This window comes from Streptomyces sp. NPDC032721 (assembly GCF_055579625.1).
Map to the genome: position 1 here is coordinate 138,674 of NZ_JBVIMX010000016.1, position 17,936 is coordinate 156,609.

The 17,936-nt window shown below is 70.6% G+C and carries 23 protein-coding genes; 9 read left to right on the top strand and 14 right to left on the bottom strand.

What is annotated here, in order from left to right; genetic code table 11:
• Window positions 1-48: 48 nt before the first annotated feature.
• Both ACZ5PB_RS30295 and ACZ5PB_RS30300 read right to left on the bottom strand, forming a co-directional pair.
• Window positions 49-759 carry a cation efflux transmembrane domain-containing protein gene (locus ACZ5PB_RS30295; RefSeq protein ID WP_468695517.1) on the bottom strand — a complete coding sequence of 237 codons (711 nt, stop codon included), beginning with the start codon at window positions 757-759 and terminating at the stop codon, window positions 49-51.
• The gene (locus tag ACZ5PB_RS30300; protein ID WP_468695519.1) at window positions 759-1,094 is read right to left on the bottom strand and encodes an ArsR/SmtB family transcription factor; all 336 of its coding nucleotides are present in this window, start codon (window positions 1,092-1,094) and stop codon (window positions 759-761) included. The genes ACZ5PB_RS30295 and ACZ5PB_RS30300 overlap by 1 nt, the downstream gene beginning before the upstream one ends.
• A gap of 113 nt (window positions 1,095-1,207) precedes the next feature.
• Here ACZ5PB_RS30300 and ACZ5PB_RS30305 point away from each other — a divergent pair, with 113 nt between their 5' ends.
• Window positions 1,208-1,453, top strand: coding sequence for a hypothetical protein (locus ACZ5PB_RS30305; RefSeq protein WP_468695521.1), 246 nt, complete (start codon window positions 1,208-1,210; stop codon window positions 1,451-1,453).
• Here ACZ5PB_RS30305 and ACZ5PB_RS30310 read toward each other — a convergent pair.
• From ACZ5PB_RS30310 to ACZ5PB_RS30345, 8 genes are all read right to left on the bottom strand, one after another.
• Window positions 1,434-2,096, bottom strand: a complete 663-nt coding sequence (locus ACZ5PB_RS30310; RefSeq protein WP_468695523.1) for an HAD family hydrolase — start codon at window positions 2,094-2,096, stop codon at window positions 1,434-1,436. The two genes, ACZ5PB_RS30305 and ACZ5PB_RS30310, sit on opposite strands and share 20 nt — an antisense overlap.
• A gap of 122 nt (window positions 2,097-2,218) precedes the next feature.
• Window positions 2,219-3,073 (bottom strand): NAD(P)H-binding protein, encoded by an 855-nt coding sequence (locus ACZ5PB_RS30315; RefSeq protein WP_468695525.1) that lies wholly within the window; start codon window positions 3,071-3,073, stop codon window positions 2,219-2,221.
• Between the two features lie 162 nt (window positions 3,074-3,235).
• Complete coding sequence (gene tgmC / locus ACZ5PB_RS30320; protein WP_468695526.1) at window positions 3,236-4,372, bottom strand: ATP-grasp peptide maturase system methyltransferase; 1,137 nt, start codon at window positions 4,370-4,372, stop codon at window positions 3,236-3,238.
• On the bottom strand, window positions 4,365-5,324 hold the full coding sequence (tgmB, locus tag ACZ5PB_RS30325; RefSeq protein WP_468695634.1) for an ATP-grasp ribosomal peptide maturase: 960 nt from the start codon (window positions 5,322-5,324) through the stop codon (window positions 4,365-4,367). Before tgmB ends, tgmC begins: the two co-directional genes overlap by 8 nt.
• Window positions 5,325-5,334: 10 nt before the next feature.
• On the bottom strand, window positions 5,335-5,607 hold the full coding sequence (gene tgmA, locus ACZ5PB_RS30330; protein WP_468695527.1) for a putative ATP-grasp-modified RiPP: 273 nt from the start codon (window positions 5,605-5,607) through the stop codon (window positions 5,335-5,337).
• A 68-nt stretch (window positions 5,608-5,675) separates the two neighbouring features.
• Window positions 5,676-5,867 (bottom strand): hypothetical protein, encoded by a 192-nt coding sequence (locus ACZ5PB_RS30335; RefSeq protein ID WP_468695528.1) that lies wholly within the window; start codon window positions 5,865-5,867, stop codon window positions 5,676-5,678.
• Window positions 5,864-6,337: a hypothetical protein gene (locus ACZ5PB_RS30340; protein ID WP_468695529.1), complete on the bottom strand. Its 474-nt coding sequence runs from the start codon at window positions 6,335-6,337 to the stop codon at window positions 5,864-5,866. The genes ACZ5PB_RS30335 and ACZ5PB_RS30340 overlap by 4 nt, the downstream gene beginning before the upstream one ends.
• 101 nt (window positions 6,338-6,438) lie before the next feature.
• Window positions 6,439-7,617, bottom strand: a complete 1,179-nt coding sequence (locus ACZ5PB_RS30345; protein WP_468695530.1) for a helix-turn-helix domain-containing protein — start codon at window positions 7,615-7,617, stop codon at window positions 6,439-6,441.
• Between the two features lie 117 nt (window positions 7,618-7,734).
• Here ACZ5PB_RS30345 and ACZ5PB_RS30350 point away from each other — a divergent pair, with 117 nt between their 5' ends.
• The 4 genes from ACZ5PB_RS30350 to ACZ5PB_RS30365 all read left to right on the top strand — a co-directional run bounded on the left by ACZ5PB_RS30350 (window position 7,735) and on the right by ACZ5PB_RS30365 (window position 11,087).
• Window positions 7,735-8,277: a flavoprotein gene (locus ACZ5PB_RS30350; RefSeq protein ID WP_468695531.1), complete on the top strand. Its 543-nt coding sequence runs from the start codon at window positions 7,735-7,737 to the stop codon at window positions 8,275-8,277.
• Window positions 8,278-8,456: 179 nt separating this feature from the next.
• Window positions 8,457-9,782 carry a hypothetical protein gene (locus ACZ5PB_RS30355; RefSeq protein WP_468695532.1) on the top strand — a complete coding sequence of 442 codons (1,326 nt, stop codon included), beginning with the start codon at window positions 8,457-8,459 and terminating at the stop codon, window positions 9,780-9,782.
• Window positions 9,783-9,866: 84 nt separating this feature from the next.
• A complete protein-coding gene (locus ACZ5PB_RS30360; protein ID WP_468695533.1) occupies window positions 9,867-10,598 on the top strand; it encodes a dienelactone hydrolase family protein in 732 nt (243 codons plus the stop codon).
• Window positions 10,599-10,733: 135 nt separating this feature from the next.
• Window positions 10,734-11,087, top strand: a complete 354-nt coding sequence (locus tag ACZ5PB_RS30365) for a hypothetical protein (protein WP_468695534.1) — start codon at window positions 10,734-10,736, stop codon at window positions 11,085-11,087.
• 148 nt (window positions 11,088-11,235) lie between these two features.
• Here ACZ5PB_RS30365 and ACZ5PB_RS30370 read toward each other — a convergent pair whose 3' ends face one another.
• Window positions 11,236-12,252, bottom strand: a complete 1,017-nt coding sequence (locus ACZ5PB_RS30370; RefSeq protein WP_468695535.1) for an AMP-binding protein — start codon at window positions 12,250-12,252, stop codon at window positions 11,236-11,238.
• 397 nt (window positions 12,253-12,649) lie between these two features.
• Here ACZ5PB_RS30370 and ACZ5PB_RS30375 point away from each other — a divergent pair, with 397 nt between their 5' ends.
• From ACZ5PB_RS30375 to ACZ5PB_RS30390, 4 genes are all read left to right on the top strand, one after another.
• Window positions 12,650-13,477, top strand: coding sequence for an NAD(P)H-binding protein (locus tag ACZ5PB_RS30375; RefSeq protein ID WP_468695536.1), 828 nt, complete (start codon window positions 12,650-12,652; stop codon window positions 13,475-13,477).
• 155 nt (window positions 13,478-13,632) lie between these two features.
• On the top strand, window positions 13,633-14,268 hold the full coding sequence (locus ACZ5PB_RS30380; RefSeq protein ID WP_468695537.1) for a hemerythrin domain-containing protein: 636 nt from the start codon (window positions 13,633-13,635) through the stop codon (window positions 14,266-14,268).
• Window positions 14,265-14,813 (top strand): anthrone oxygenase family protein, encoded by a 549-nt coding sequence (locus tag ACZ5PB_RS30385; protein ID WP_468695539.1) that lies wholly within the window; start codon window positions 14,265-14,267, stop codon window positions 14,811-14,813. Before ACZ5PB_RS30380 ends, ACZ5PB_RS30385 begins: the two co-directional genes overlap by 4 nt.
• A 41-nt stretch (window positions 14,814-14,854) precedes the next feature.
• Window positions 14,855-15,853, top strand: a complete 999-nt coding sequence (locus ACZ5PB_RS30390; RefSeq protein WP_468695541.1) for an AraC family transcriptional regulator — start codon at window positions 14,855-14,857, stop codon at window positions 15,851-15,853.
• A gap of 20 nt (window positions 15,854-15,873) precedes the next feature.
• On the opposite strand, the gene ACZ5PB_RS30395 is transcribed toward ACZ5PB_RS30390, so the two are convergent.
• From ACZ5PB_RS30395 to ACZ5PB_RS30405, 3 genes are read right to left on the bottom strand one after another with little or no spacing between them, the layout of a single operon-like run.
• Window positions 15,874-16,551 (bottom strand): 4'-phosphopantetheinyl transferase family protein, encoded by a 678-nt coding sequence (locus tag ACZ5PB_RS30395; protein ID WP_468695542.1) that lies wholly within the window; start codon window positions 16,549-16,551, stop codon window positions 15,874-15,876.
• Window positions 16,552-16,583: 32 nt separating this feature from the next.
• Entirely contained in the window at window positions 16,584-17,420 is an 837-nt protein-coding gene (locus tag ACZ5PB_RS30400; protein WP_468695543.1) for an alpha/beta fold hydrolase, read from the bottom strand.
• On the bottom strand, window positions 17,417-17,929 hold the full coding sequence (locus ACZ5PB_RS30405) for an SRPBCC family protein (RefSeq protein WP_468695545.1): 513 nt from the start codon (window positions 17,927-17,929) through the stop codon (window positions 17,417-17,419). Before ACZ5PB_RS30405 ends, ACZ5PB_RS30400 begins: the two co-directional genes overlap by 4 nt.
• Between the last annotated feature and the right edge of the window lie 7 nt (window positions 17,930-17,936).

The window sequence follows — 17,936 nt, forward strand, 5'->3', positions numbered from 1 at the left end:
ACATCTGACGACCGGGCCGGCCCCGGAAGAAGCTGTGTGGACTTCCCGTCAGCAACAGTCGCATCCGGGGCGGCAGCCGTGGGCATCCGTCGCGACGGCGGTAGGTGAGAGAGGCGCCGTTGCAGAGCTCGTGCAACACCCCTTGCCCTGCCAGGCGTTGTGGCCTTCTTTCACCGCGATGACCGCGATGACGAGGGCGGCGACGGGGTCGGCCCAGGACCAGCCGAGGGTGGCGTTGAGTATCAGGCCTGCCAGCAGGACGGCGGAGAGATAGGTGCAGAGCAGGGTCTGCTTGGAGTCGGCGACGGCGCTGGCGGAGCCGAGTTCGCGTCCGGCCCGGCGCTGGGCGGCGGAGAGGAACGGCATGATCGCCAGGGAGAGGGATGCGATCACGATGCCGGGCAGTGAGCTGTCGGCTTCCGCGTTCCCGGCCAGGGTGCGGACGGCGTCGACGCTGACGTACGCGGCGAGGGCGAAGAAGGAGAAGGCGATGATCCGCAGCGTGGTCCTCTCCCGTGCCTCCCGGATGGCGTGGTCGCGGGCGGAGAACTGCCAGGCGACCGCGGCGGCGGAGGAGACCTCGATGACCGAGTCCAGGCCGAATCCGACCAGCGCGGTGGAGGAGGCCATCGTCCCGGCGGTGATCGCGACGACGGCCTCGATGACGTTGTAGGTGATGGTCGCGGCGACCAGCAGCCGTATCCGCCTGGCGAGAATGTCCCGGCGGGCCGGTGCGGGAGCGAGGGCTATACCGGCCATCAGCAGCAGCCCTTGTCCTCGGCGTCCGGACAGGTGCGGTCTGCGGCGACGGCGACCACGGAGGTACGCAGGGCGTCCAGCGCCTGTCCGAGGCGGGGGTCGGCGAGTTCGTAGCGGGTACGGCGGCCGACCGGGATGGCGACAACCAGGCCGCAGTCGCGCAGGCAGGCGAGGTGGTTGGAGAGCCTGGTGCGCGAGATGTCGAGCATGTCGGCGAGGTCGGCGGGGTGGGCCGGGGCTTCGCGCAGGGCAAGGAGCAGGCGGCAGCGGATGGGGTCAGCGAGGGCGCGGCCGAAGCGGGTGAGGACGTCGATGTCTGGGGCGAGGGTGAGCATGAACCGAGAGTACATCGATTCATGAATTCAGGATATCCTGAACCAATAATGAGTCTCGTTCTCCAAGGGGGAGGGCGAGTGTCGAACTCGGAACTTCTGAGCCGCCCCGGAACATGCGGCGCGGCGACGGTCGACGGCTATGCCCAGGCCAGACGCTGCCCGTCGCGGCCGACGTGGCCGCGTGCGACTGGGCCCGGCAGGCACTCGGGCAGCTCTCGGTCACCTGGTACGCCACCGGCATGGACCGCGTGCGCGAGGTCCGCAACACCCTCCAGCCGTGGAGCGACCACCCGTGCGTGGTCGAGCTGGACGACGCGATGCACGGATGGCGGGCGACGGTCAGCGCGCTTCAGCGTTGAACTTGGCGATCAGGTCCGGGAGTTCGGCGAGGCTGTCGATGCGGAACGTCGGCAGTTCCTTCGCTTCGTCCGTGTCCCACTGGATCGTGGCCCACGGGCCCCGGTGGACGAGCGCGGTCGGCATGCCGACGGCGACGGCGGGGCGGAGGTCGTTGTCGACACGGTCGCCGACGTAGAGGATCTCCGCCGGGGCGAACGGCACCACCGAAGCGACCCGCACGAAGAACTCGGGGTCCGGCTTGCTCGCGCCCCAGTCGTCCGAGGTGCCGATCAAGTCGACGTCCTGGGTGAACAGCTGTCGGAGCAGACCGCCGGCGCGAGCGGTCTGGTTGCCCGCGATGCCGAGCCACAGGCCCGCAGCACGGAGGGCCGCCAGTGCGGGGCGGACGTCGGGGTAGAGATCGGCCTCCCCGAAGTGCTCCGGCTGCCCGGCGTCGACGCGGGCCTGCCGTTGCTCGTACAGGTCGAACCCCGGCCGGAACTCCTGGAAGACGTCCCGGTAGTCCCGGCCCTGTGCGATGACCGCGCCGAACATCGCGGCGAAGGTGTGGCGCGGGACGCCGAGCCAGTCGGCCCACGTGCCGTACTCCCGCGTCTCGTCGACCAGGCACTCACCGACGTCGAAGACCACTGCGCGAATCATGATCGCAAGGGTAGGTGGGGCACGGACGCGACAGCGAGTGTCCTGCCCCACCCATCCGCGGGGAGGCTCGACGCTGCCGCAGTGGTCCGCGGCGTCCGCATCAACGTGTGCCGACGCACCTGTCAGCGGAAGTCTGCCGCATGGTCCACCGCCCACTCACGGAAGGACCGGGCAGGGGTGCCCGTGATGCGCTCCACCTCGTCGTTGACCGGCTCCGGGTTCTTGAGCAGCTCCGCCTGGGCCGGCAGCACAGCCTCCACCAGCTCTGCCGGATAGCCCTTGGCCTTCATCTGCGCGATGGCTTCGTCCAGCGTGACCTCCTCGAACCGCGCCGGCCGCCCGACGGCCTCGCCGATCAGCGCCACCTGCCGTTCCTGGGTGATCAGTTCGGGGCCGGTGATCAGGGGGCGGGCGCCGAGCAGCGCATCGGTGGTCAAGGCCTGAACGGCGACCGCCGCCATGTCCGCCTCGTGAATCAGCGGGCGGGCCAGCTTCGCCATCGGCGCCCGTACCGCACCGGTGGCGCGGACCTCCTCCGCCCAGCCCAGCGTGTTGCCCGCGAACCCGGTGGGCCGCAGCGCCGTCCACTCCAGACCCGATGCCTCGACCAGCCGCTCCAGCTCCGTGTGGAACATAGTGATCGCCTCGCCCGGCTTCTCCTTCTGGTCGCCGACCCCGGCGGAGGACAGATACACCACCCGCCGGGCGTGCTTCCCGATCGCGTCGATGACGTCCGACGCGCCCTCGGCGCTCAAGAACGGCCACACCAGGAAGACCGAATCGACGCCCTGCAGAGCCGTGTCCAGCGACGCGGGGTCACCGAGATCGCCGCGTACCACCTGCACACCCTCCGGGAAGTCCGCCGCCTCCCCTCTCACCAGCGCCCGTACGGTCACGCCTGCCGCGTGCAGTTGGGCCACCACCGCGCCGCCCACCTTTCCGGTCGCGCCGGTCACCAGGATCCCGGGCTGTGTCATCGGAATCTCCTCGTCTCGCCGTTCGATGACACGACTCTCGTACGTCAACCAAGGTTCAGGTCAAGCTCGGTCGGGACCACCGGCCTGGCGGCCTCGATCACGGCGTAAGCGCTCAACGTGTGCGGCGGTCTGGGCAACTTCTGAGGCGCCTCGGAACACACGTCAGCCGGCCGACGCCTGTTCCCAGGTGAGGCGTTGCCCTTCGCGGCCGACGTGCAGCCGCATGCGCTCGGTCGGCGGTCGTCCGTCCGCCTGCCAGCGGGTGACGTACTCGGAGATCAGGTCCCACAAGCGTGCTGTGCCGCCCTGCCGGACCATCCACCGCGCACCGTCCCGGAAGACGACCGCCCACGAACCGGTGCCCACGTCGATCACGATGTGTTCCGTCCGGCCGTCCCGCTCCAGCGTGATCCGTTGTGCGCGGGGTGCGGCGAACTGGGCGACGAAGCGGGCCGTCCAGTCGTCGAGCACGTCCGCGCCGAAACCGGTGGGGACGGCCTCGCCCTCGCTGAGATCCGGCAGCATCCCGAGCGGGGGCGGAAGGTGCGGGCGGGCCAGCATGAACGAGACCTGTCCGCCGAGTACCGGGCCGTCGGCAGTGCCGTCTTCGGCGGCCGTCAGCCGTACGAGTTCGGAAGCGTGCATCCACCCGCCGACCGTGACCAGGACTTCACCACCGGGCCGGGTCTGCGCGAGCCAGTCGCCCGGCACCGTATGCACACCGCATGTCGCGATCACACGGTCGTACGGGCCGCCGCGCAGGTAGCCCGCCAGGCCGTCACCGACCACCTGTGCAGGCCAGTAACCGGCACCCCCGAGCGCGATCCCCGCGCGAGCGGAAACCTCGGCATCCACCTCGACTGTGGTCACATGCTCCTCGCCAACTACGCTGCACAGCAGGGCGGTTGAGTAACCGGTGCCCGTGCCGATCTCCAGGACGCGCATCCCTTCGCTGGCCCGCAGCTCCTCCAGCATCCGGACGACCAGGCTCGGCAGGGTGGACGACGACGAGGGCGCCGCCGCGATCCGCCCCTCGACCTGCTCGGCGAAGACGCCCCCGGCCACCTGTGTCACCAGGGTGTCGTCCTCGTAGATCCGCCCGAGTGCGTCGGCGGAGTCGCCGGGCTCGGGCCGGTACCAGCCACCGCCTTCGTACTCGAACCAGCCGCGCGAGAGGAACGCCTCACGAGGCACGGACAGCACGGCGGCTCTCCCCTCCGGAGTGTGCAGCGCGCCCGCCTTGGCCAGGCGGCGCGCGAGGTCTTCGCGCAGGTGCACCGAGGGGAGGTGGTCAGTCATGGTGGCTCGCTCCGTTCTCCAACAGGTCGGCGACAGCGCTGGTGACCGGCAGTCCGGCCGCTTCTTCGAGCCACGCCCATTGACCGTTCGGGTTGCACTCCAGGAACCACCATTCGCCGTCGGCGGTCACGGCGAAATCGAAGGCTCCGAAGCTCAGCCCGAAGTCGGCGAGGAACCGCACCAGCGTCCGGCACATCCCGTCCGAGCAGGCGACCGGCTCATAGGCGAGGCTCTGATACTCCGCTCTCCAGTCCACGACGCCGGGCGGTGCGGTGATCAGGGCGCAGAACACCCGCTCCCCGACCACGACCGCGCGTACGTCCGCCACCTTGGGTACCTGCGACTGGAACAGGTGCGCGCTGTGACTCACCGCACCGTCGATCTCGTCCGCTTCGACGGGCGCTGCCCAGATTCCGGCAGGCTCGCCCTCGATGTCGTACGCCCCGGCGTGCAAGGGCTTGTAGAGGGTCGGCTGTTCAGCGCAGAACGCCTTGGCCTCGATTGGATCGTTCGTGATCAGGGTGGCGGGGACCGTGAGCCCCACCCGGATCGCCGCGTCCAACTGAGCGGGCTTGTACTCCGCTCGTGCGATGGCCTGCGGGTGGCTGAGGTACAGGCACCCCGGCAGTGAGCCGAGCACGCCACCCAGGCCGCGCCGGTTCTCCTGCGCTGCGAACCGTACGAACTGCTCACCACCCTCGGTTGCGTAGGTGTGGGGGCGTCGGTGGTACAAGGCGCGCACGGCGGACAGGTCGACCGTGCGTGCCCCGAGCGTGAACCGTCCGCCCCACCCTCCCGCCCCGGTCCGCGCGGCAAGCACTGCCGGGGCCGGGAAGTCCCGGCCGGGATCAAACCGGAGGACGGGCACCTGGCGCCGGTTCAACTCCGCGATGACCAGATCAGCGGTCGCGTCCTCGTCCTGCGTGCAGACCAGCACCGAGCGGCCGTCCATGGCGTTGCCCCTAGTCCTGTGACGCGTCATGGCCGGAGTCTGCGTCCACCTTGCCGTCCTTTCCGACCTGCGTCGGCGGATAGGTGTTCACGCTCGTACCGTGCTTGCCGAGTTCAGCCGGCGTCATCGCGCCGTCCTCTCCGACCCATAGGCCGGTCTGGGTGGCCGGGTCAACGCCCGCGTACAGCCAGGGAGAGGGGGAACCGTTGCGCAGCGGAGTCATCCGGCGCAGTCCCCATGGGACCTGGGCGGTCGTATCCGTACCTGCGGGGGTTGTCTGCAAGTCTCCTCCTTGGTCGCTGCATACGGTGGATGTGGTGCAGGACCCGCGCCAGGATGCGGCAGGGGTGGTCAGTCCTCGATCTCGACGAATTCGCCGAGCCCGCGGTGGCACCCGCACGCGCATTGCAGGGTCATCACCGGTCGCTCGTAGCGTTGTTGGGATGCGAGTCGGATCTCGCGCGGGCCGGGGCACATGGCGTGCTCGTCGCACCGGCACTCCGGCGTCCGGTACGTCGCGGCGGGCCGGGTCCGTACCGTCATGATGCAGACCCGTACGCGAGGCGGGCCGCCCCGACGTCCACCAGCTCGGCCACGCGCGCCAGGCCGCAGAGGCGTCCGGGCTCGCGTACCGGCGCGATCCAGTGGCTACCGGGCGGGGCGAGCTGATCGACCTGCGGCACCCCGAGCCACCCACCCGACCCGAGGTACTCGGCTGCACGGGACTGCCAACGGTCTGCCGCGCCGACCGAGACCAGCGGATAGAACCAGCGGTCCGCGTCCTGGATCACCGGACCGCCGAGCAGCTGCTCCAGCAGCGGACTGACGGCGGCCGGGCGAGTGTTGACGAGCGCCGCGTGCAGAACCTCGGCCGGGATCCGGACCGTGTCGAAAAGGACGCCGAGCGGCAGCACGGAAAGACCCTGATCACGCCACTCCCGGTGGGCGGTCTCGGGGTCGGCCTGTGCGTGGGCGAGCCAGTCGGAGAGCGGGTTCGTTCTCTGTGCGGGCATGAGCAGGACCGTCCCCGAGGGCAGCGAATTCGTGTGCTGACCAGAGTGCCGCTCCCCAGAGCCCGGATCGCTCACAGAACTGTGAGCGGTGTGCTCGGTCCCTAGAGTCCGATCCAGGTGGCCATCTGCGACAAGGTGTCCGGCGTGCTGCGGGCGGTGTGCAGGAGGCCGGACACCACCTCGTGCGTGCCTCGGTGGTACCGGGTCTGCTCCGGCGCGGCCTTCCGCGCGGCGATCAGATGTCGTAGCGCGGCATCGGCCGAGCCCACCTCCATCTCCACGACGGCACGGTCCACGAGGTACCGGGCCCGGCGACTCGTGACGACGGATGGCATCAGCGTGATGGCACGGGCCTGGGTGAGGGCCGTGTCGAACTGCCGCATCGTGATGGAGGCACCCATCTCGTGCAGCGCCACATTCGTGTGGCCGAATGACAACCAGTGGACGTCCGGGGCCTCACCGCCTACCCGGGTCGCAAATTCGCGTGCTGCGGCGACGTGGGCTGTTACAGCGCCGCGGTTGTCCTCCCGGGCGGCCACGGAGACCGCGCCGAGGTGGAGTTGCCCGGCGACGGCCATGGCCTGGCGGCTGGTCTCGCCGCGCACAAGATCAAGGCCGGCGGCAATGAGCCGAGCCCCCAGTTCATGATCTGCGCTCTTGCGGCTGAGAGCCCTCTTGTACTGGCGGATCGCAGCCAGGCATGGATCGGAAGCTCGTTCCGCAGCCCAGCCCATCCGGTCGAGCGCGACGGTGGACAGGTCGGGGTATCCCAACTTGAGCGCCACGTCATGGGCGGTGCGGTAGACCGAGGCCAGGGCGCGCCACCCCTCGGTCGACGGAGCGGTTTGCATGGAGCACACCAGATCCGCGATCAACATCGGGAGCTGACGGCTCGCCATACGCAGATGGGTGGCGCGGACCTGCTGGCAGACCTCGTCAGCAGACTGCGCCAACACGGCAACCGCAGGCGGTTGCCGGTGTCCCGGGTCCAGATCCCAGAGATCCAGAGCTTCGCGGATCGGGCGGACCATGGTGATGAGTGCGGCTTGCCGGGCCTCAGGCAGTGACGCGTCGCCTGTAAGAACCTCGGGGGTCACACCCAGCACGGGCGCGACAGCCCCCACGAACTGCGGCGTTGCCTGGCGTGCGCCGCACTCCACCTGATTGACCAGGCTGTAGGAGTACGAGGTGCGTTCCGCGAGCTGACGTTGACTGAGACGCGCCAGCTTGCGGTACCGCTGGATTCGAGATCCCGTGTGGTCGTCATCCAGTCCGGGCATAACGGGCTCCGTTCCTGACTCGTCATCCGGAAAGCTACCCGCCCACCAGGGCGTTGGTGCTGCGTCGCCCCTGATCCGATCAGAGTTCGGGGTGACGTCCTGTGATGCGATAGAGACATGACTTCTCCTGTGCTCTACCTGTTCGGATCTGCCGCACCGCCCGTGATGGGGGTGGCAGGCGTCATCGAGTCGGCCCAGCGACGCGGGTTCGAAGTGTGCCTCGGGCTGACGCCGACTGCCGCGGAGTGGTTGCACGACAGCATCGACGAGCTCGCGGAGCTCACCGGGCATCCGGTCCGGCACTCCTACAAGCGGCCCGGCACCGCAGACGCATGGCCGACGGCCGACGTGGCCCTGTTCGCGCCGATCACGGCGAACAGCCTGAACTCGTGGGCGCTCGGCCTCACCAGTGTGTTCGTCGTGGGGGTGGTCGCGGAGGGAATCGGCAAGGGCATCCCGCTGGTGGCGATGCCGTGCGTGAACGCGGCGTACGCCGCACACCCCCAGATCGACGTGTCCGTGGCCACGCTGAGGAAGGCGGGCGTCGAAGTGCTCTACGGAGACGGAGGGTTCACCCCGAATCAGCCGGGCGAGGGAAAGCCGACGGAGTACCCGTGGCAGCTGGCCTTGGACGCGGCAGCACGTCGTGTGCAGGAGTAGTTGGCCATGACGAAAGCCCGTAGGGCTCCCAAGCGGCAACGCAGCGTGGTCAGTTGATGCGGTACCGTAATCGCGTCATAGCTCTTCGCGTACGTGAACGGCGCATAGGGCGGCCCCCGCCGGTGTTGGTCGCACCGGGCGAGGGCCTCACACCGAGGCTTACGCAAGGAGCCCCAGGAATGTTTCTTCATGCTATCTCGCCCACTCGGTCCTTCACCAAGGTGCCCAACGCGCTCTTTCAGAAGACGACCCTCCTCGCCGAGACGCGACTGCTGCTCGCGTACGTGGGCGGACTCCCGCCCGCCGAGCAGTACGTGTCCATCTGTGAGCACTCCAAGGCCCTGGGTTTCAAGTCCGGTACGGCCAAGAAGGTCAAGAAGGAGCTCGTCGAGCACGGGTACGCGTACGACTACCGGGGCCAGGGCGCCGGGGGGCAGCGGTACACCGAGCAGTGGCTCAGCAATGTCCCCCTTACGGAGGACGAGTTCATCACCTTGCGCACCGGGCAGAACCCCAGGTCGGCTCCGAGTGTCCAGAAACCGACCGTCGGTCAGCCGAGGGTTCGGCGAGCCGACGGGTCTACCGGTACTACCAAGACCAACTACAAGACATCCCCCACCCGCCCACCCCAAGACCACGCGCAAGCGCAAACGACGGCGGGCCGGGCGGTGGAAAAGCTAGCGGTGCTGGCAGCGTGGGTCGAGTGCAGTGCGGCGGGGCACGGGGGCGGGTCGGTGGAGGCGAGACCGGAGCCGGATCCAGTTGCCCCTGCGGCGGCTGGGTCCGTGGAGCCGGAGCCCGTTGCGGCCGGGTGCCCCGAACCGAGAGCAGCGGAGCGTGAGTTGCCCGAGAGCGGGCCCGAGGGCCCGGGGTGGCCGCCGCCCGCAGCGCCAGAGCTGGCTCCGGTGTCGGCGTCCGAGGCGGTCTCGGAAGAGCACCCGGCACCTCCGCCTGCCGTCGGGCCCGTCGCTCCCGGCGCGAACACCCCGCAGACCGGGCCCAGTTCCGAACCGGAACCCCGCTTCGTCCTCGCCGAGCGAATGCTGCGCGAGCTGGAGACCGTACGAAGAGACCTCCGGATGTCCGTCCGCAACATCCGCTATCTGGCTGGCAACGTCGCTGAGCAGCTCAAACGCGGTGTCCCCGCCATGGAGATCTACCACGCGCTCTCCCACGACCTCCCCAAGGAACCGATCCGCAACGCCGCCGGATTCGTCACCAACCGGCTCCGTACGAACGTCCCCGACCCCGCCGAACTCGCCGCCGCCGACACCGCCAGAGCGGGTGCTGCGGCCGTCCGGGCCCCGGCCCCGCCACGCCCCGTCACCGAATGCCGTGGCCCTGGACGGCCGGGCGCCCATGCCTTCCGCCCCGTGGGCGACGAGACCTTCTGCTCCGCCTGCCGCCGCGAATACCCCGGCCTCGCCGAACTCGCCGAAGCCGAGCACGAGGGGTGGTGGGCGCCCCTGCCCGTCCCCGAGTTCTCGGGGGAGCCGCCCTTCTGACCGGGGCGCCGGGCCGCCTCGCCCGCTTCCGCCCGAGGTGAACACCGGTCCGTTTCCGGTCGGTGATCGTTACCGTCGGACCGTATGACGACGACCATCACCACACGCACGGTCGAGTACCCGGCCGACGGACTGACCATGATCGGACGCCTGGCGCTTCCGGCCGGGACCGGGCGGCGGCCTGCGGTCCTGATCGGGCCCGAAGGGACGGGGCTGAACGACTTCCAGCGTCAACGTGCCGACGCGCTCGCCGAGTTGGGGTACGTGGCGTTGGCCTTCGACATCAACGGCGGGCGCTGGTTCAGCGACATCCAGGAAATGCTGGACCACGCCCTGCCCCTGCTCGCCGACCCTGGCCGGATGCGCGAGATCGGGCACGCCGCGCTCGATGTCCTGCTCGCCGAGCCCCGTACCGACCCCGACCGCATCGCCGCCATCGGCTACGGCACCGGCGGCGCCATCGCCCTCGAACTCGGCCGGGACGGTGTCGATCTGCGTGCCATCGGCACCGTCAACGCGACGATCCCGGGCAGCCGCCCGGGGGAGGCGGCTCGCATCGGCTGTCCGGTGTGGGCGGGTGTCGGGTCGGAGGATCCGATCATGTCGGCCGAGCAACAGGCCGCTTTCACCGCCGAGTTGCAGGAAGCGGGGGTGGACTGGCGTCTCACTGTTTACGGCGGTGCCCAGCATGCCTTCCACCACCCTCCGGTCGACCAGGCCGTACGGCCCGGCGTCGGCCACCACCCCCTCCACGCGGAGCGGGCCTGGCGCGACGTACTGGACCTGCTGGAGGAGTGTGTGCCCGTGGCTGGGTGAGCGGTCCGGGTGAGCGGTCCGGGGTGGTCCGGGGCTGTCTGGGACAGGGGTCGGACAGCTCCGGGACAGCCGAAGCCCTTGCCGCCGCAGGTCGGTCCGCCCCACGCTCGGCCCACCGACAAGGGGAGGAACGCCATGCGAATCCGACGCATGCTCGCACTCGCAGGAGTCACCGCCGCACTCGCCACTGGTCTCGCCGCCAACCCCGCCGCCGCAGCGGAGAAGAGCAACTCCGGTGGGAGTGGCGAGATTTCGGCCGCCGCCTGGACCCCGACCAGGACGCCCAGCTCCGCACCGATCAGGAAGTGCTACGCCGCCTCGTGCGACGTGGTCTACCGGACCGACGCCGGCTCCACCGTGTACTGGAGCCACTACGCCTACAACAGCTCCGGCAACCGCTGGTACTACGTCCAGTACATCTTCGGGAACAACTATCCCAAGACCGTCTACGGCTGGATCTACTGCGGCAACGTCACCGCGTCCTGCTGAGCGACCGTACGGGCGTGGTTGATGGCCTCCCAGCGGGCCAGGACCTCGGCGTGCGGGTCTCCCCTGCCGACAAGTCGGCAGCAACGGCTCCGGCCCCGGCCGGAAGGGGAGATGCCGGGGGCTGGCCTGCCTTCGGGGTGAGAGGGGCTCACAGGATCTTCGGTGACCCCGTGACCTCTCGTACGACGGCCTGCGGTGCCATTCCCGTCGCCCGCCATGGCGCAAGGAGCGAGGCCCCCACCGGCTCGTGCGACAGCAGTACGTGGCGCAGGCTGGGGAGGGAAGTGCCGACAGGGGCTCCGGCCGTGAACCGGGCGAGGGCCGAGGGGAGTTGGGTCAGGACCGTCACCTTCTGGTCCGCGAGCAAGCTCGCGAACGCGGTGGCGTCGGAGGCCGTGGCGCGGTCCACGACCGTCGACCGGCCGCCCGACAGGAGGGGTCCCCACATCTCTCGCATGCCCAGGTCCAGGCTCATGGAGTGGAAGTACGTCCATACGTCGTCGGGGCCCGCGTCCAGCAGCGGGAGCACCGAATCCAGCCACGACAGCACGTCCAGATGGGAGACCGGGTGCACGCCCGCCGCCCGACCCGGGTTGCTGCCGGGTTCCGGCATCGCCATGAAGGCCGAGTTCAGGGGGAGTTCGCGCCGTAGTCGTGCGGCGGGGCGTGCGCCGATGACGTACCGGCCCACCTTCGCCATCGGGACCTCGTCCCGCAGCAGTCCACTGTCCGAGACGACCATCTCGGCGCCCGCGTCCCGCATCAGGAACTCCTGGAGGCCCGGGTTGTGGCCGGGTTCCAGCGGGAGTACCGCCGCGCCCGAGCGCAGTACTCCCAGCACCGCGCCCGCCATCGTGCACGAGCGGGTGGCCCGTACCGCCACCGCACTGCCGGCGCCCGTACGGCCCGAGAGGCGGCGGGCGATGTCGTCGGCCAGCAGTTCGAGTTCCAGGTACGTCGCCTGGTCCTCCGCGTCCTGTGCGGCGATGCGGTCCGGGTGGCGGGCGGCCACCGCCGCGAAACGGGCGTCGACGCGGTCCCGTCGCTCCGGCCGCTCACCGGCCGGGTCGAGCCCGATCCGGCCGAGCATCGAGGCCAGGTCACCGGACAGTCGGTCGAGCTCCGGCTGCTCCAGCTGCTCAGGCTGCTCAGGAGCGGGGTTCATGCGGCCTCCCGGGCCCTCGGGTCGGTACGGGGTCGGTGCGGGTCGGTACGACGTCGGTGCGGGGGCGAGTCGCGGTGTGCGTGCGGTGCCCCCGGAGGCCGATGGTGGCGCGTGAGGGCGGAGTACCGCTCAAGTCCTGGTGCAATCACGGGACTTGGCGCAAGAATGCGCTTTCGGGCGCGGCGCACCGGAACATACTCCAGCAAGACTCAAGAGTCGGTCCACGCGGGATCCAGGACGGGTGGAGAGGCTGTGACACGACCCGCCCGCAGATGCCACGCTTCTCGGGCTCATGCCACTGCCGCACTCTCCACAACCGCGCATCCTTAGACGGACGCGTATGGAACTGAGCTTTGTGGCTATGGCCCGTCTCGCGAGACTGGACTTGACTGTACTCATGACTCAGAACGCGCAGAACACGCAGACCACCCTCGTCATCGGCGGAACCGGCAAGACCGGACGCCGAGTTGCCGAGAAGCTCTCCGCGCAGGGCCGTCAGGTCCGGATCGGTTCGCGCAATGGTGAGCCGCCCTTCGAGTGGAACGACCCGTCCACCTGGGACGCCGCACTTGCCGGTGTCGACCGCGTGTACGTCACCTACTACCCCGACCTCGCCTTCCCGGGTGCGTCCGACCAGGTCGGCGCCTTCTCCAAGGCCGCCGTCGCCGCCGGCGCCCGCCGGCTGGTGCTGCTCTCCGGCCGTGGCGAGGAGGCCGCCGAGGTCGCCGAGAACAAGCTCAAGGAGTCCGGCGCCGAGTGGACCGTCATCCGGGCCGCCTGGTTCAACCAGAACTTCGACGAGAGCTTCTTCCTGGAGCCCGTCCTCTCCGGTGAGATCGCGCTGCCGACCGGCGACGCCGTCGAGGCCTTCGTCGACGCCGACGACATCGCCGACGTCGCGGTGGCCGCACTGACCGAGGACAAGCATGTCGGCAAGACCTACGAGGTGTCGGGCCCGCGCCTGCTCAGCTACAGCGACGTGGCCGACGAACTGTCCCGCGCCACCGGCCGCGACATCAAGTTCATCCCGGTCACCGACGCGCAGTACCGCGCGGTGCTCAAGGAGAACGGCCTCCCCGAGGAGTTCGCCGACCTGTTCGCGCTGCTCCTCGACGGCCGCAACGCGCACATCGTGCACGGTGTCGAGGAGGCCCTGGGCCGCAAGCCCAAGGACTTCGCCGACTACGCCCGCGACGCCGCCAAGACCGGTGTCTGGAACGTCTGACCGTACGAGTACGGCACACCGCAACACCCCTTGAGACCCTGACCGGTTGGGCGGCGACTCTGGTACGGCCGCCGCCCGACCGGTAGACGGGCATCAGCACCAAGCAGCACCAAGCAGCACCAAGCAGCACCAACCCGGCAGGAGGCGTTCGTCCCATGCCCACTCCGAAGACCTGGTCCAGCGAACAGGGACTGCACCACCTCCCCCCGCACTTCCACGGCTTCGCCCTGATGCACATCGCCATGCGGCGCGACGCGGCCCGGCTGCGCACCGCCGCCCCCCACTGGCAGGGCACCGGAAACGAGTGGTGGCAGCGCTTCCGCGAAGTCATCGAATGGCACCACACCAGCGAGGACGACGTCCTGTGGCCCGGCCTGCGCCGCCGCGACGCCGACTTCGACGCCCAGGCCCGCGAACTCCACGACGACCACGACGAACTCGACCGCGCCATGGCAGCCGTCTCCTCGGCCGTCCAGCACGGCGGCGCCGGCCTCGTACAGGCCGCCGCGCACTTCGAGGGAATCCTGCACGACCACCTCCGCGACGAGGAACAGGTCGTCTTTCCCGTCTTCGACCGGCTCGGCGAACGCGCCTACCTCGCCGAGGAGCGCAAGGTCGTCTCCAGCGCCCCGCGCCGCGTGATGACCTACCTCCAGCCCTGGATGTTCGACGGCGCCGACCGCCGCGCGGTGGCCCACGTCTCGGCCACCATCCCGCCGCCCGTCCGGCTCCTCGGCTCGACGGTGCTGCGCAGGCGGTACGAACGCACCCTGAGGGGGATCCTGACGTGAGCAACGCACAAGTGACCGACATGGTGTCCGAAGTGGTCACCGGCTCCACCACCGGCTCCACCACCACCCAGTCCGTGACCCTGGTCGCCGCGACCGTCGGCACCGGACTGATGGCCGGGCTCTACTTCGCCTTCGACATCTCCGTGATGCCGGGCCTCGGACGCGGCGACGACCACACGTACGTCACCGCCATGCGCAACATCAACGACGCCATCGACAACGGCCTCTTCGGCCTCCTCTTCCTCGGCGCCTTCCTCGCCACCGGCATCGCCGCCGTCCAGCAGCAGCGCGGCGGCCGGCCCGACGCGGCCCGCTGGGGCTGGACCGCGTTCGCGCTCTACGGGCTCTCGCTCGTGGTCACCGCGGCCGTCAACATCCCGCTCAACACCCAACTGGCGCGCGCCGGTTCGGACGTGAGCGCCGCCCGCACCCGGTTCGGCTCCCGCTGGACCAGCGGCAACCTCATCCGCACCGTGGCCTGCACGGCGGCCCTCGCCGCCCTGGGCCGCGCACTGACCCTGCACGGCCGGGGCTCGGCAGCGTAACTCGGCACGACCCGGCGTGACTTCGCGAGGATGATGGAGCGATGGACACCCTCACCGGCCTGCTGGAAGGTCCCAAAGCACGCGGCGCCTTCCTCCTCAAGTCCGTGTTCAACCCGCCCTGGTCGCTGCGCGTCGAGGACCACGCGCCCATCTCCATCGTCACCATGGCCCACGGCGACGCCTGGCTGATACCCGACCACGGCACGCCCGCCGCGATCCGCCCCGGCGACGTCGCGGTGGTGCGCGGCCCCGACCCGTACACCGTCGCCGACTCCCTGGACACCCCCGTCCAGATCACGGTGGGCCCGCAGCAGCGGTGCAGCACCGAGGACGGCGAGGACGTCACCGAGGCCATGGCCCTGGGCGTACGGACCTGGGGCGCGGCCTTCCAGGAGACCGACTCGGCCGTGATGCTCAGCGGCACCTACCAGGCCCCCAGCGAGATCGGCCGCCGGCTGCTGAGCGCCCTGCCGACCCTCCTGGTACGGCCCTCCGAGGGCGCCGACACCACCCTGATCACCCTGCTCGCCACCGAGATGGCCCGCGACGAACCGGGCCAGGAGATCGTCCTCGACCGGCTCCTGGACCTGCTCCTCATCGGGGTGCTGCGCACCTGGCTCGCCGATCCGGGCAGCGGCGCCCCCGCCTGGTACCGCTCGCAGAGCGACCCGGTGGTCGGTCCCGCGCTGCGGCTGCTGCACGAGAACGCGGCCCACGGCTGGACCGTCGAGGAGCTCGCCCTCAAGGTCGGCGTCTCGCGCGCCTCGCTGGCGCGCCGCTTCAACGACCTGGTGGGCGAGCCCCCGATGGCGTACCTCACGGGCTGGCGGCTGGCACTCGCCGCCGACCTGCTGCGCGAACCCGACTCCACGGTGGCCTCGGTGGCCGGACGGGTGGGCTACGGCTCGGCGTTCGCGCTGTCCAGCGCCTTCAAGCGGGTACGGGGCATCAGCCCGCAGGAGTACCGGTCGGGCGCGACGCCGAGCAGCCCGCGCGAGACCCCGCCCGTGCCCCGTACCGTCATCCTGCCGAAGGCCTGAACCCCGGCTACGGCCGGACGCTACGGCCGGACGCGCGCCACGGCCGTGAGGACCAGGCCCTCCTCGGCCAGCCAGCGGCCGTCGTACGCGGGGTCGACGGTGGCTTCGCGCGGCGGGCGGATCTCCGACGTGAACGTGCCGTCCATGGCCAGCGACAGCGTGGCGTCGCGGAACCCCAGCCAGATGCCGGTCGCCGGGTACCAGGCCTTGTACACCGCCTCCTTGGCCGAGAAGAACACCCGCTCCCAGGGGACCGCGGGGTCCAGCTCCGCCAGCGCCGCCAGTTCCGCGCGCTCCGCCGGTGAAGTGATCAGCCCGAGCACGCCCTTGGGCAGCGGCCCGGCGGGCTCCGCGTCGATGCCCAGCGCGGCGTACCGGGAGGCGGACGCGACGACCGCGGCCCGGTAGCCCTCGCAGTGCGTGATGCTGCCGACCACCCCGGCCGGCCACTGCGGGGCGCCGCCGGGCCCGGGGAGCAGCGGGGCGGGGGAGCGCCCCAGCTCGGCCAGGCACCGCCGGGCACAGGCCCGTGCCGAAGCGAACTGCCGCCTCCTGCGCGGCAGTCGACCCCTCATCAGGGCCGCCTCGGCGAGGAACAGCGGGGCGGGCGCCGCGTCGTCGAAGACCTCCGACGACGTGACGCCCGGCGGGAGTATCCGCCCGATCAGCGCGGCGGTTCCCACCCTCGCGAGGGGCATTGCGTGGGGCGTCGCGAGGGTCATCGCGAGGCTCATCGCGAGGCGAGTTCGGCCACCGCGGACACCGCTGCCGACGGGCGCTCCAGCGGCAGCATGTGGCCCGCGTCCTCGATCCGTTCGAAGCGGGCCCCGGGCAGCACCTGCGCGAGGATCTCGGCCAGTCCGATGCTGATCACCTTGTCCGCCGTGCCGTGCAGGACCACCGCGGGGACGTTGACGGACTTGAGGGCCTCGCGCACGTCCCAGCCGCGCGTGCAGCGGAAGAAGTCCGCCCGCACCCGGGGCTGGGTCGCCGAGAACATCTGGCGGTTGACGTCCCGGACCACCGGGTCGACCACCTTGCCCATCGTCGAGCTCAGCAGCTTGCGGCCCAGCCAGCCCCGGCGCAGTCCCCAGGAGAAGGGGGCGCCGCCCATCATCTTGACCTCGCTGTCGGGGGTGTCCTGGCCGTGCGCGGCCGTGCCCAGGAGCACAAGTCCCTTGAGGCGTGCGGCGGATGGCGAGGTGGCCGCGTAGTTGAGTGCGGCGAAGCCGCCGCCCGAGTGGCCGACCACGACCGCCTCGCGGGCGCCCGTCTCGGCCAGCACCGCCGCCAGGTCGGCGCCGAGGCGCTCGACCGAGACCGGCGTACGGCCGAGGGTGGAGGCGCCGTGGCCGCGCTGGTCGTACAGCACGACCCGGTGTCCGGCCCTGATCAGCCGGTCGGAGACGGTGCCCCAGGTGCGGCGGGTGTGTGCCCAGCCGTGCACCAGGACCACGTCACAGGCCCCCGAGAGCCCGGCCAGCGGCGTCAGCACCGTGACCGCGAGGTCGGCGCCGTCGTCGGTGCGGACCGTCAGCTCGTGGGTCAGCTCGGGGATGGTGGTCACTTCCGCACCGCCGAGGGCTTGGCGGGCTTGCCCGTGGAGGACTTCGCGGCGGACAGCCGCCTGTTCAGCGACTCGAAGGCCGCCAGGGTGCCCCTGGAGTGCTCCGCGCCCAGGTCGGCGACCTTGGCGAGGATCTTCAGCCAGCCGTGCGGGGTGCCCGTGAAGTGCATCGACAGACGGGTGCGGCCGTCCTCCAGCGGGTCGAGGCGGAAGGTGCTCGGGCCCCGGAAGACGCCCTCGACGTACTCGATGTCCAGCCGGCGGCCCGGCTCGACCGCCACCGTGCGCGAGGTGAAGCGCAGCTTCAGGCCGCCCTTGTCGGAGCCCTTGGTGTGCACGGTCACCCCCGTCCTGCCGCCCACCTCGTCGGGCTCGCCGGAGACCGCGTGGAAGGTGTTGGCCGGAACCCACCACTCCTTCGCCCCGCGGAACTCGGAGACGAGTGCCTCCCAGACGGCGTCCGCCGGGGCGTCGATCACCGCCTCGTCGATCAGGTCGTACGTGGTCATCCGAAGC